The organism is Bradyrhizobium sp. NBAIM18, assembly GCF_020193825.1.
GTDB classification, from domain to species: Bacteria; Pseudomonadota; Alphaproteobacteria; order Rhizobiales; family Xanthobacteraceae; genus Bradyrhizobium; species Bradyrhizobium yuanmingense.
Genome location: NZ_JADYVO010000003.1, coordinates 268,814 through 280,385, shown reverse-complemented (window position 1 = coordinate 280,385; position 11,572 = coordinate 268,814). Strand labels below are relative to the sequence as shown.

Genomic DNA, 11,572 nt, shown 5'->3' with positions numbered 1-11,572 from the left:
ATCCTACTCAAATCAAGCTACACAAAAGGCATCTTGATTTGGCCGGACTTCTCGCGCCGAAAACGAAAAACCCCGGCATGAAAGCCGGGGCTCCCGTTGATGCCACGGCGTACATCCGGCCGCGACAACCAAGCGACAGTTAGCACGCGGTTTTCGAAGAAAATGTGACCTTCGCGTCGTCGTTCTTGAATATCGGCGGATTTCAAGGTGTTTGTACTTCGCACGACGATCACGCCGGGCATTCCAAGGCCTACGACCAGGCGAGACAACAGATCCCTTGCCACCTCGCGCAGAGACTTGCCGCACGGTCCTTGATTGATTTAGATGAGAAGGTGTTTTTTCTTTTGGAGCAAATGACGTGGCGTTAGGGACTGTTAAGTGGTTCAATCCGACGAAAGGCTATGGATTCATTGCGCCGGACGATGGTGGCAAAGATGTTTTCGTGCACATCTCTGCGGTAGAGAAGGCGGGCTATACCTCGCTTGTTGAAGGCGCGAAGGTCAGCTACGAGCTGGTGACGAACCTCAGCGGCAAACAAGCCGCAGAAAATCTCCGCCTAGGATGAGGCGGGGCTCGACGTCCTGGCGTTCTTTGAGCTAGTCCGAATCTCGCGCTCTTGAGACGTTTGGAAGATGTCCCAGTTGGCGCTCGAGGGCGGCCAAAGTCGAGCGGGCTGAATCCAAACGTGCGGTCGCCTCAGTTAGGTTGGCCCACGCTTCGTTCTGCCGCGAGACAGCTGCCGAGCCGATCTTACGGCTATTCTTAAGACACCGCGTGTCTTGGCTGCGTAAGGCGCGCCCCAATTCAGGCAGTATCCTGGTCAGCGCTCGATTCGCTCCAGGCCGTCGACCACGGCGAGGGCCTCGCGATAGTGCGTATCGCTTCGATGGTTCTGTCTTCGAGGTTGCTATTGTCGCTCATCCGATTCTTTTTCTCCCTCGAGCTCTTAACGGGTGCCGTCCTGCACGAGATCCTCCCCGGGCTGCACGGCTAATATGTCGTGACCTCTGCGCCGTTCAGGGAAAGGCCTCGCGCCGGCCGATAGGTCACATTGAAAGGGCGGATCAGGCATCCAGCCTGCTCGTGATTGTTATCTTTGAGCTACACTCAGAGCGGCCCAAGCGTCGAGCCTCGACCGATCATCGCAGAGTGGCAGTTTCGTGGCGGTCGTATGCGGCATCGACCAAACGGCGACGGATCACAGATACGGCCAGCCGCTCTCGTGAATGTGGTGTGCTGTCGACGCGCGATCGTGGAAGCGGAGATCCGTCCACCTGCAATAAAGAGAGCTCATCACCATTGGATTCGGTTGAGCCAACTCTTTCAGTGGACTCGCAGATCGCCACGTCCTCCTTGATGTCAGCTCTGTTCGGACCGCGCGCAACCAAACGGCCTCTTCGATGGATTGATCTGGCCGAATGACGGCTGACGCCTCGACCGCCTTTGGCGCAACGGCGCCGATCGACTTTCTTCCCCTGCCGGCTGCGCCGTCATTCCTCGCGAAATAAGAAAGTCGCCTGGCTGCCATCCTCCGCTGACGCTTGGTCATTGCACCGCCGGATTTGCCGTTCGCACCAGGCATGAAAGCGAGGATTGATCGTTGACATCTCGCCTTCGTCGCGCAAGAGGTCGCGATGACGCAACATCTCGCGGAGATACTCATCCCACATCACAGCCTGCGGCCACGGCGCAGACTCCGGTTTGAAGCGGTATTGTTGGTAGCCACCGCGCCAGAGCGGCAGCACCTCCATTGGATCCACTTTGATGCCGTACCGCTCTGTTACCGCTCGAGGGGTGGCGATTGCCTCCGCGAGTGCCCTGCGGAACTCCACATCACCGACTAACCGCTCCATGAAGCGTTTGAGGTGCGACAGCGTGCACAGTTGCTCCGAGGTACGCCGGTCAAAAATCTGTCGGTAGTGTTCGGCGGCAGCGTGTGTCATTTGACGAAGCTTACTTCATGTTCTCATCGCACTCATGGCCTCCTCGAGCAACCCGCCGATGCGGGTCGGAGCGAAGCCATGTCAGACCTCGGTCACGACCGCAACAATAACAACCACAACAACTGCAACGAGATCAACTGCGTTGGCGTGGGCAGCGGCCGCTTCCGCGGCTTGCGCGCCGCTCGTGGCCACCTCCGCAACGGCCTGCACAGCGCCGGTCGAGATCGTATCACTCGAATAAACAGTGCCACCGGTGAGCCGTTTAGTCGTCAACTTCTGTCGAGCTCGAATGCAACTGTTAGCTTCATCAAGTGTGAAGCTGTAGCCGAGGCTCTTTCGGATCGCGACAATCGATGCAAGGCCGGTAGCAGTTGGTTTTACGCGTTCGAGCAGACACCCTCGTTCCCCAGATCGTCGACGAATCGCTCTACGTCAGTTCGCGACACAGCCAGTCTCCGTGCCTTTGCTCAAAGTCGCCAACCATCTCGGGCTCACAAGCGATCGGTACCGACGCCGTGAACAAGGCAAGAGGCGTTGAAGATTGTTGATTTTTCGTTTTTCTGACCCTACGTATCGTCCACTTGGTGACACTTTGTTGCCGAACTGACAACCGGCCCGCTAGGCGGGACGAGGTTTTCGTTGTCGGTGTCCAAACGCAGCGGCTTGGGGCGACATCAAAGGGCGGAATGGACGACTTCGGACGTTGCTGATCGTTGGTGCGACCTTGATTCAAGTTGCTTGACGAGTTGAATGCGCCGCTCTGCATTCGGACTGCAAAGACGACCGATCATGGTCGCATCCGTGGCACTCGCTAACAAGATTTGCCGCGCATCATCTAGGCCTTGCTCGTCAAGGCGTGGCATTTAACAGGCGCCGGCGGCAAAAATCTTGATCGAAGGAACACTCCAGCCGAGGCAAGGTGCAAATCTGGATGAACCTTGAACGACCACTGGCCGCCAGAGAAATGGATGATGGCCAGCGAGCAATTCCGACACTCACCCTTCTTTTTGTTGTTTGCTCCGTTGCCTGCGCTTTGACGCTGTCGGAAACCCGTCTTGCGGAGTTGCACAAACAGTCCCATAGCAAGCCTTCTCACCCTTGTAGTTGGCCAGCGCTTCGACCAACGTCGACATGACGTCCTGTTTCAGTTCGTCGGGGATAGGCTCAGGACCTCCTAGCGAGTTCAACGCCACCTCGATCAATTCGATCGCGCGATCCTTGTTGCCGCTCTCATAATAATACTGAGCGACCGTCCCATAGGACAGGTACTTAAAGCCACCGTCCCCTTGCGGAGGATTCAGCGCAAGAATGTGTTCGGACAACTCTTTGCCCATCGCGAGGCGCTCGGCAGACGGGAAGTGGGAATTGTCATTCGCCGGATCAAAGAGTTGGCGCAGCGCCCACTCCATCCACTGCTCATCGTTTTTGTCGATCGCGTCGCGAGCGAATTGCCTCAAAACCGGCAAGCCGGTCTGCAAGTTGCGCAGTTTGTGAAGCAACAGTTCCGCATGGAGCGCGCGGAAGCGGAGATCGTCCGGCATCACCGCGACGGCCTCTTCAACCGTCGAAAGCGCCTTTGCCCAATCCTCCGCCTCCATCGCCGGCTGAAGCTTGGCGAGTATAGGCTCAATCAGCGCCCGCTTGCGCTTCATTTCGCGCATTTCGCGTCGTCCGCTGTCGATCCGCTCTGTATCGGCGGCTTTAGCTTCATCGCTGGTGCGCCAGCTGCCGTTAAGAATTTTCGGCAAGACGTCATCGAGCTGTGTCGGAAAACCGACAAAGGCGATGCGGCCGTCACGGTCAACGACGAACGAGGTGGGAATCCCGACAGAAAAGCTGGGATCCATCCAAAGCTTGTTCATTTCGCCTGTGGAGTCGAACCCGATCCGAAAGTTCAGGTTCGAGAACTTGTCGGTCAACCACGCGTCCAAGCTTGTTCGGGCCTCGTCCGCCGTTGGAGCTTGTTCGTAAGCTGCGACGCCGAGCAGCTCAAGTCCGCTGTCTTTGTATTTCTCTTGCAGCTGTACTAGATGAGGCATCACTGCCGTACATGGCCCGCACCAAGTTGCCCAAAATTCGACGATGTACACCTTCCCGGGCTGGAAGCTCGTCAGGGGCTCGCCGCGCAGCCAATTCTCCACCTTGATCGGAGGAGCCGGGGACTCCATGCGCAGCACCATGTTGTTCTCCAAAACTATTGCCACTCGTTGCGCGACTTTGTGCGCTAGCCCGTCTCTCTCAGAAACGGAGCACACCTTCAAGAGAAGGAGAGCATCACTCGTTTTGCGCATCTGATGTGCGCTCAGCCCTCACTCCGTGTTTCTGCATCCAAATAGCAACAAGCGTGCCATCTCGGTCAGCACCCATCAAGCGCCTGATTACGCTTTGAAAACTCCAAGGCGCCCCAAACGCAGCCGGTGTTTTGAACCTGACAAATTTGTCCTGTGTCAGACGTTGGACACGGAATCCAAGAGGGGTGAGCGCTTGGTCATGCGATCCGATCCGGCAAGATCTCGTGTCTAGGACTGCCGCCGCCCTAACGCATCATGTAGCAATGGCAGATAGGATCGATTTCGCAAGGGAGGCGCGCTCCCGTTCCAGGGTGACCAGCACAAGCATTTGAATAGGTCTTCCCACCGCCTTCGGCGAGACGATTGAGACGTCGGTTTCGATGATGCCCTCAGAGCGGAGCCTCTTCAGTCGTCGTTGACAGGGCGGTAGCAGGAAGCCCGGCCATTTCGCCGAGCACCTCGGAAGTTAGGCGGTTGTTCTTTCGCACAATCTCGAGGATGTGGGCGTCTACTCGATCATATCGCATGATCAGCTCCCGCCTGAGGTGAATTCCGCCGTGAAATTCTATGCGATGCAGGAAATCGTCCAAACCTCGGGAAAGTGCGCCGCAAATAGGTTCAGGACAATGCACGCAGACGACATGGCACAGACCTTGCTCACAGACCTTGCTACTGGAGTGCGGCAATAGCGAACGAGTGCTGGTGCAAACAGATGCGCACCACCCGAAGCTCTGCTTCCTTGAACGGATGTAACCCCTCATGAGGGAAAACCTTCCTGCTTGTGACTTGGATCGTCCTCGCGCTTAGCGGCGGCACCGACATTCGCCGCGGATCTCGCTGGGAAGCCCCCATGCGGCAAGCCGGTCGCGCCTGCGATCAGAGATCAGCTACACAAAAAGTCGCCCAAGGTCGGGCACTAAGTTTTGGAGAGTAACATGGTGCTCGGATTAGAATCTCCAGCTCCTCCGATCAAAGTGGAGAACTGGCTGCGTGGCGAGCCCCTCTCGAGCTTCCAGCCTGGGAAGGTGTACATCGTCGAGTTTTGGGCAACTTGGTGCGGACCGTGTGTCGCGGCGGTCCCGGAACTGGTGCAGTTGCAAGAGAAATACAAAAACAGCGGCATTGAGGTCCTCGGACTCGCGGCTCTTGAACGCGCTCAAACAGCGGACTAGGCCCGAGACAAGTTGGACGCCTGGTTGACTGAAAAGGTACCGAATCTCAATTACCGGATCGGGTTCGACTACACAGGCGAAATGGAAAAGCTCTGGCTGGATGCCAGCTTGTCTGTCGGGATTCCCACCTCGTTCGTGGTCGACCGTGACGGCCGCATCGCCTTTGTCGGTTTTCCGACACAGCTCGATGACGTTTTGCCGAAAATTCTGACCGGCAGCTGGCGGACCAGCGATGAAGCTAAAGCCGCCGAAACAGAGCGGATTGCCGAAAACGAGCGTATAATGCGCGAAATGGAGCAACAAGCCTGACTGAGCCGCTTTTCGCCAAACTTAGGCTAGCGATGGAGAGATTGGGCGAAGCCGCGTTCTGCCCTCGAAGAGGCGTCGCTCTAAGGCCGGATGAGCTTAGAGTCCGTCTCCTCCATGCGGATCCGTTGCTTCGAACGGACCGGGTTTCCAGCTGCGAATGAATTTGTTCGCGGTGATCGACAAATACTGTGGGCTGTGGATGGAAGGGGGACGAGTGCCTCGGCACTTTTAGCTATACGGTGTGCGGTCCCATTGGCGACAAAGGATGCGTGTGCGAGTCATCAAGAGGCCCGCCTACAAAAGTGGTTCATCAGCGGTGGCGCCTAAAGCTAGCGCTGTCCCCACGACTGGACTGCACCCCTGCAGTGAGACACGATAATTACAGTGAGAGTGGGTTGTCGTGAATCGTTACCGCGCGTTGTTTTGCGCGAACGCTGCTTCGAACCGAATAGGTTTGCGAGCGGGGCATCGGCACCCGTAATCTTGCACCCGTTTCTAGTTCGGTCGTATTTTCCACAAAGGCTAACATGCCCGAATCCACACGCCGGCAAAACCGGGCTAAGATTGGATTTTCCCTTCTGGGGGCACCTCATGTTCGATACGGCAACCATCGCGCTTTTGCGCGCGGTCCTTGATGAAGTATGCGAAAGCGTCTTAGGCCGACAGATCGGCGCACGTACGCACGTTGCTTCGAAGATCCTGGAAACCGGGGGCGAAGTCTCTCGCGAGAGGCTTAGGCAGATTGGGCGAGATGCCCTTTCGCACGCGCCCACGATGTGGCGTTGATCGGGGGGGGGGCGGACGTGAACTTCCAAGTCACGGTCCTCAAGATCCTGGTGGCATATCCGGATGGGTTTGCCGTGATGGAGGACCTCAAGAGGGACATGGCCATCCTGGCGACCAGCGGACGCGATTGGGCGGACCGGACCAGACGCCTCGCCGCGCGGGTGCCGGATCTCAACATCTGGTCACAAGGGCTCGTCGAACGCACAAGCGGTGGTTGGAGGCTGACTTCCAAAGGGCGGGAAGTGCTTGAATTTATGGAAGCCCGACCGATGCCGGAGCCAATCCAAGCGGCGGCGGCCAGCGAGACGACCCCGCCGGTAGCCGAAATAGCGGCGGTTCCTCCACTGACGCAGCCCGCCGACCGTGCGAAGCTGCGGCGCGAACGCCGTGAACGCCGCCGCGAAGCCCGCGAACGAGCCAGGGCGAACGCCTCCTAGTCAAAGAAAAAAGCCGCCAGCGGAGCTCGGCGGCTTAATAGTCCCGGACTGTCGATTGCCTCCCCAGCCCCAAAGCGTACCGCCGCTACCTTGTTTGCGGTCATGCCGGCCCGATCTACCGACCGTTTTTCGATTCGGCCATCAGGCGGCCGAGTTGTGCACCGAGCTCTTACAGGCCCGGTAGGGCCAGAAACGAAGTGGGCGGGAGGCGCACCCGCACGATATCGCCGGCCACGACCGCCCCTCCAACCCGCACCACGCCCAGCACCCCATATCTGAATGCAGGGCCCCTTTCCGCCGACGAGTGCACGCGCCGCTTAAGGCCCGCCCGGAAGCGGTCTATCAGGACACAGGGCGTCCGGAGGCCGGTCAACTCGACGATGGCTGTGGGCCCGAGTTCGATGAAGTCCCGAGCGGCATCCGTTCGAGGTCCAGGCCTGCATTGGTGATGTTCTCGCCGAGCTCTCCGGCTCCGACCACGAAACCAGCCTTCGAGAGGGATGCGAAGAGCTCGAATGGGATCAGGTGGACCTGCCGCAGGTTGGGAAGCCGGGGTCGGCGCCGGGCGAGATAGCGGTGCCCGACGAAGGGGCCGGCGTGGGCGTCGCCTTCGACGCCACGGCCTTCAACCAGCACGATCTGATCCCGTGACGGCTTGCTGAAGTGGTGCCCGCGATCGGCGGCGACCGCCACCACCTTCCCTCGAGCGAGAGGTCGTGCGCGTGCGACATCAGGCAGCGCGGGCGAGGGAGCGCCGCTTCTGTCGCAGGTAGCGCGTGATTTCTGGCAACGTCATCGCGTTCAGGATCCGGTCGGCAGGGACGCCGCCCTTGCGGGCCATCTGGACGCCCCAGTGCATGTGGTCGAGCTCGGGAATCGAGTGCGCGTCCGGATTGATGCTCAGCATGCAGCCAAATTCGAGGGCGGCCTGGTGCCAGCGCCAATCCAGGTCAAGACGCCACGGATGAGCGTTGATCTCGACGACGACGTCGTGCTTCGCGCATGCCCGAAGCACCTTCTCGACGTCGATTTCGTAGCCAGGTCGACGCTGGAGTTGTCGTCCGGTCATGTGGCCGATGATGGTGGTGCAAGAATGGGAGATCGCCCGAAGCAGGCGCTGCGTCTGTGCCTTGCGGTCCAGCTTGAAGCGGCCATGGATGCTGGCGACGAGGAAGTCGAAGCGTTCAAGCACCTCGTCGTCATAGTCGAGCGACCCGTCCGCCAGAATGTCGGACTCGATGCCTTTCAGGATCCGGAAATCCTTGCCGAAGCGCTTGTTGAGCCGGTCGGCTTCCCGGTGCTGCTGCGCGATCTCTTCCACGGAGAGACCCCCGGCATAGTGGGCGGACTTCGAATGGTCGGCGACCCCGAAATACTCGAAGCCGCGCTGGCGGGTTGCCTTCGCCATCGACTCCAGGGTCTCGATGCCGTCGGAAGCATCGGTGTGGCAGTGAAGGATTCCGCGCAGATCCTGGTCGGTGACGAGCTTCGGCAACTTGCCCTTCAGAGCCAGCTCGACCTCGTTGCGCCCCTCCCGGAGCTCGGGATCAATGAAGGGCAGCCCGAGAGCGTGGTAAATGTCGGGTTCGTCGCCGGCGATCAGCGGGCGGCCCTTGTGCAAGCCGTCGGCCTCCAACCGCATTCCCTTCTTAGAGGCTATCTCTCGGAGCTGCTCGATGTGAGCGGTGGAGCCGGTGGCGAAGAGAAGGGCGGCGCCGAAGTGTTTGCGGTCGGACAAGCGGATCCGCAGCCCATCGGTCTGAGCAGGCTCCGATGTCTTGCCACCCCTGGGAGCTTCCGCAACGATCGTTAGTTCGCGGACGAGCTCGCAACCGCGCCGGAAGTCGCCTGCGAGCGTCACGCGCTTCAGCTCGGGATGGGCCTTTCGGATCGAATCCTTCGCCTGCGCAAGCAGAGCGGCGGCACGGTGCAGGTGGAGGCGGCCTTCTCCGCTTTTGGCGATCGCCAGATTCTGCAGGATCTTGGTCTGCAGCGCGGCTCCGAGCCCCTTGGCCTTCTTGATGCGGTCCTCCTTGGCGGCGGCCTCCAGCTCCGCGAGCGAGCCGATGCCAAGATCCTTGTAGAGGCGCAGCACTTTCTCCGGACGCAGACCCGGAACGGCAAGCATCTCGAGCACCCCCTCGGGAATCTCCTTCCGCAGCTTTTCGAGGCTCGGGTGAGTGCCCGTCTTGTGAAGCTTGGTGATGATGTCGGCTATCGCATCGCCGACACCCGGAATCTCAGTCAGACGATCTTCGGCGATAAGCGCATCCAGAGGAACGGCAATAGCCGCTAGGCTGTCGGCGGCCCGAGAGTAGGCTTTTGCCCGGTAGGGGCTGCCGCCACGCAACGCGGTGCGCTGCGCATATTCCCGCAGGAGTTCTGCTACGGTGCGAGCGTCGATGGAAGTCACTCAACGAACCTCCTGCCCGGTGCGATGAGGACTCGTTGCGGCAAAGCGAGTTCGAGGGGCCATGTCGTCGTTGGGCCGACTGTCCAGAGATCTCTCGAGCTTCTGCGCTGCCCGGAAGTCTTCCAGGTGTTGCGTGTTCGGGCCGTAAGCCGCCTCCTTCTTGAGGAGGTTATAGATCCGGCCGACCACAAGCTGCAGGTGCTTCATCCGACCCTTCGGCATCGATCGGGCCTTGCAAAGAGCTCGGACGGCGTAGGCGCGGAAATAGTCGAATGCGTCTGACATGATCGGTAAACGCCTGTTCCCGCCGATAGTTCTGTCGCCAAGGCTGTCGCACGCGCCTGTCAAAGGCTCCCGGGTAGTCCTTAAAAGGCGGGTGCCGCACCTGCGCCGGCTTTGCCCGATACTCGACCTCGGCGAGTGACTTCGCTGTTCTGCTCATCCGGCTCCACGGCTCGCGCTCAATCCGTCCTAAATCGGTGGCGGTTTGCTCGTTTGCTTGCAAGCACGCCGAGCGGCCCGTGACGGGTCATAAGCGATCCATAAGGCCGCTCTTCGCTGGGGCCCGATCGTGTGTTCACTAGCTGACAGTAGTCCGGGAAAAATCAAAGGAACCTGCAGTGGTCGATCGCAATCTCCGCGAACCTGTTGTGATCGACACAAAGGCCCAGCCGGTCAGCCTCCCGTGGGGGTCTTTAGTACACGGGTCACAAAGCGGTGAACTTAACATAGGTGCGGCAGTGACACGCTGCACGGCAGCACGCAATCGATCGGTTGAGAACCCCGCACTGCTCGCCATGGCCCGACACCGTTATGTCGATATTCGGTCGAGCTCGACCAAGCTGAGGCGATCGTCAGGGACGTCGGAGAAAGCCACTGCACCGTCCTATGCCCATGATGCAGAGCGTAGAAGGTGTCGCAGTGGCGATTGGGTCAGTTAGGAACGAGGGCTCGGACTCCACATTGCTTATGAGGTGCAATCGGGAGTCTCAGCATGGCAGTGCAAATCGTGATGGATCACAGCGGCGACAGCCAGCACTTCTTCGACAACTCCAATGCAGAAGCATTGGTAGAGGCGGAAAGACTTTTTCTCCAGTTTACCAGCAAAGGATATACCGCGGCGGTCCGGAAGGGGCCCGGTGAGGTAACCCGGATCACCGCGTTCGATCCGACGGCCGAAGAGACATTGTTCTTCCCGCGGCTAGTGGGCGGGTGAGCACCGGTGAAGAAAAGGATCGGTCGCATCGGCCCGTGGACCGACCGGAGCTTGGCCGTTGGTAGGCTTTATCAAGCAGCAAAGGAGGAGAAAACGGTTCAGGGTCGAGCGCTGCGACTGCTGCGTTCTTGGCTTTCGCCCCAGCAAAGGGTCGAATTCGATAGGAAAGGATATTTCGACGTCGTGGGGTGCGATACCGGAAAGCGGTACCGCATCCGGCTGGGAACGTCCGGCAACGTCAACGAGATCGACGAATACGGGCGGCTCGGGATAGGGTGGTGCTTCGTTCCGGTGGGTGGCTTGGTCCTGGGCGATGTCATGCTCGCCCAAAAAATAGCTCTTGAAACGGATGAGGCACGGGTCTTGAGCATCGCCAATAGCTTCCCGGGGCCGATCCGTTGGCGCCGACCCGGTACTCGTCCGCCCGAGGGGAGAATTCCGCTCGGACGTGTCGGGTAGAGGCAGACCGGCGTCGCCGACGGGCCAGCCTTCTGTGCGGCGGCCGGTAGCGTGGTGCGCGAGGCCCGCAGCGTCGCGGCGGCCGAGAAGCTGGCGCGCGAGCGCGGCCAACAAAACGCTCCGGTGCCGTCATGAGGCACGCTGCTTGCGCTCGTGCACGTACGACCGAATAGCGATCAGAACGATCAACGCCGACGTCGCGAGAGCGCTGGTGATCACCAGCCGCGGCTCGGCGGGGCCCTCGGCGAGGGAACGCGCAAAATCGACGATGTATTGTGCCGTCTCCAAAAGAAATTCCAAACGGGACATGGATGCCTCCTTTTGCGTGATCCGCTGCGCGCCGGTATGGGAGCGCGGCGTCACGGTTAGAGGATGATATCGGGCAGCAACTGTCGAGAGCCTCGCCGCGCACCTTTAAACAATAAATGCGCTTCAGAAGGCGCGGCGGGCCTTGCGGCTTGCCAAGAGTGTCCGTCAGCAGCCGATGTGCGGGCCCTTCCCAAGTGATTGACTATGACGCAGAAGGGGACCGCCAATACCGCGTCA

The 11,572-nt window shown here is 59.7% G+C and carries 15 protein-coding genes and 1 pseudogene; 7 read left to right on the top strand and 9 right to left on the bottom strand.

The genetic code is table 11. The annotated features are described in order from the left end of the window. Positions 1-17: 17 nt before the first annotated feature. Entirely contained in the window at positions 18-242 is a 225-nt protein-coding gene (locus I6F17_RS08815; RefSeq protein WP_157784026.1) for a hypothetical protein, read from the bottom strand. A 116-nt stretch (positions 243-358) separates the two neighbouring features. Between I6F17_RS08815 and I6F17_RS08810 the strand changes: the two genes are divergently transcribed. Beyond that, on the top strand, positions 359-565 hold the full coding sequence (locus I6F17_RS08810) for a cold-shock protein (RefSeq protein WP_036008407.1): 207 nt from the start codon (positions 359-361) through the stop codon (positions 563-565). Between the two features lie 925 nt (positions 566-1,490). On the opposite strand, the gene I6F17_RS08805 is transcribed toward I6F17_RS08810, so the two are convergent. The 4 genes and pseudogenes from I6F17_RS08805 to I6F17_RS08790 all read right to left on the bottom strand — a co-directional run. Beyond that, entirely contained in the window at positions 1,491-1,943 is a 453-nt protein-coding gene (locus I6F17_RS08805; protein ID WP_225126531.1) for a hypothetical protein, read from the bottom strand. Between the two features lie 81 nt (positions 1,944-2,024). Then, positions 2,025-2,216 (bottom strand): hypothetical protein, encoded by a 192-nt coding sequence (locus I6F17_RS08800; protein WP_225126533.1) that lies wholly within the window; start codon positions 2,214-2,216, stop codon positions 2,025-2,027. A 722-nt stretch (positions 2,217-2,938) separates the two neighbouring features. Then, complete coding sequence (locus I6F17_RS08795; protein WP_085969022.1) at positions 2,939-4,123, bottom strand: TlpA disulfide reductase family protein; 1,185 nt, start codon at positions 4,121-4,123, stop codon at positions 2,939-2,941. A gap of 403 nt (positions 4,124-4,526) precedes the next feature. Next, a pseudogene (locus I6F17_RS08790) lies at positions 4,527-4,761 on the bottom strand (winged helix-turn-helix transcriptional regulator); the annotation flags it as partial. Positions 4,762-5,169: 408 nt separating this feature from the next. Between I6F17_RS08790 and I6F17_RS08785 the strand changes: the two are divergent. From I6F17_RS08785 to I6F17_RS08770, 4 genes are all read left to right on the top strand, one after another. Beyond that, on the top strand, positions 5,170-5,406 hold the full coding sequence (locus tag I6F17_RS08785; protein ID WP_225126536.1) for a TlpA disulfide reductase family protein: 237 nt from the start codon (positions 5,170-5,172) through the stop codon (positions 5,404-5,406). Between the two features lie 12 nt (positions 5,407-5,418). Beyond that, positions 5,419-5,715, top strand: a complete 297-nt coding sequence (locus I6F17_RS08780; RefSeq protein ID WP_225126538.1) for a hypothetical protein — start codon at positions 5,419-5,421, stop codon at positions 5,713-5,715. Between the two features lie 591 nt (positions 5,716-6,306). Beyond that, the gene (locus I6F17_RS08775) at positions 6,307-6,501 is read left to right on the top strand and encodes a hypothetical protein (protein WP_225126539.1); all 195 of its coding nucleotides are present in this window, start codon (positions 6,307-6,309) and stop codon (positions 6,499-6,501) included. 17 nt (positions 6,502-6,518) lie between these two features. Further along, complete coding sequence (locus tag I6F17_RS08770; RefSeq protein ID WP_225126542.1) at positions 6,519-6,938, top strand: hypothetical protein; 420 nt, start codon at positions 6,519-6,521, stop codon at positions 6,936-6,938. Between the two features lie 369 nt (positions 6,939-7,307). Here I6F17_RS08770 and I6F17_RS08765 read toward each other — a convergent pair whose 3' ends face one another. From I6F17_RS08765 to I6F17_RS08755, 3 genes are read right to left on the bottom strand one after another with little or no spacing between them, the layout of a single operon-like run. Then, positions 7,308-7,631 (bottom strand): hypothetical protein, encoded by a 324-nt coding sequence (locus I6F17_RS08765; RefSeq protein WP_225125086.1) that lies wholly within the window; start codon positions 7,629-7,631, stop codon positions 7,308-7,310. A gap of 37 nt (positions 7,632-7,668) precedes the next feature. After that, positions 7,669-9,351 carry a DNA polymerase/3'-5' exonuclease PolX gene (locus I6F17_RS08760; RefSeq protein WP_225125088.1) on the bottom strand — a complete coding sequence of 561 codons (1,683 nt, stop codon included), beginning with the start codon at positions 9,349-9,351 and terminating at the stop codon, positions 7,669-7,671. Beyond that, positions 9,352-9,558 (bottom strand): hypothetical protein, encoded by a 207-nt coding sequence (locus I6F17_RS08755; RefSeq protein ID WP_225125090.1) that lies wholly within the window; start codon positions 9,556-9,558, stop codon positions 9,352-9,354. 787 nt (positions 9,559-10,345) lie between these two features. Here I6F17_RS08755 and I6F17_RS08750 point away from each other — a divergent pair. Both I6F17_RS08750 and I6F17_RS08745 read left to right on the top strand, forming a co-directional pair. Then, positions 10,346-10,567, top strand: coding sequence for a hypothetical protein (locus I6F17_RS08750; RefSeq protein ID WP_225125100.1), 222 nt, complete (start codon positions 10,346-10,348; stop codon positions 10,565-10,567). A 6-nt stretch (positions 10,568-10,573) separates the two neighbouring features. Continuing rightward, positions 10,574-11,026, top strand: coding sequence for a hypothetical protein (locus tag I6F17_RS08745; protein WP_225125102.1), 453 nt, complete (start codon positions 10,574-10,576; stop codon positions 11,024-11,026). A gap of 129 nt (positions 11,027-11,155) precedes the next feature. Here I6F17_RS08745 and I6F17_RS08740 read toward each other — a convergent pair whose 3' ends face one another. Continuing rightward, entirely contained in the window at positions 11,156-11,335 is a 180-nt protein-coding gene (locus tag I6F17_RS08740; RefSeq protein WP_225133382.1) for a hypothetical protein, read from the bottom strand. Positions 11,336-11,572: the final 237 nt, after the last annotated feature.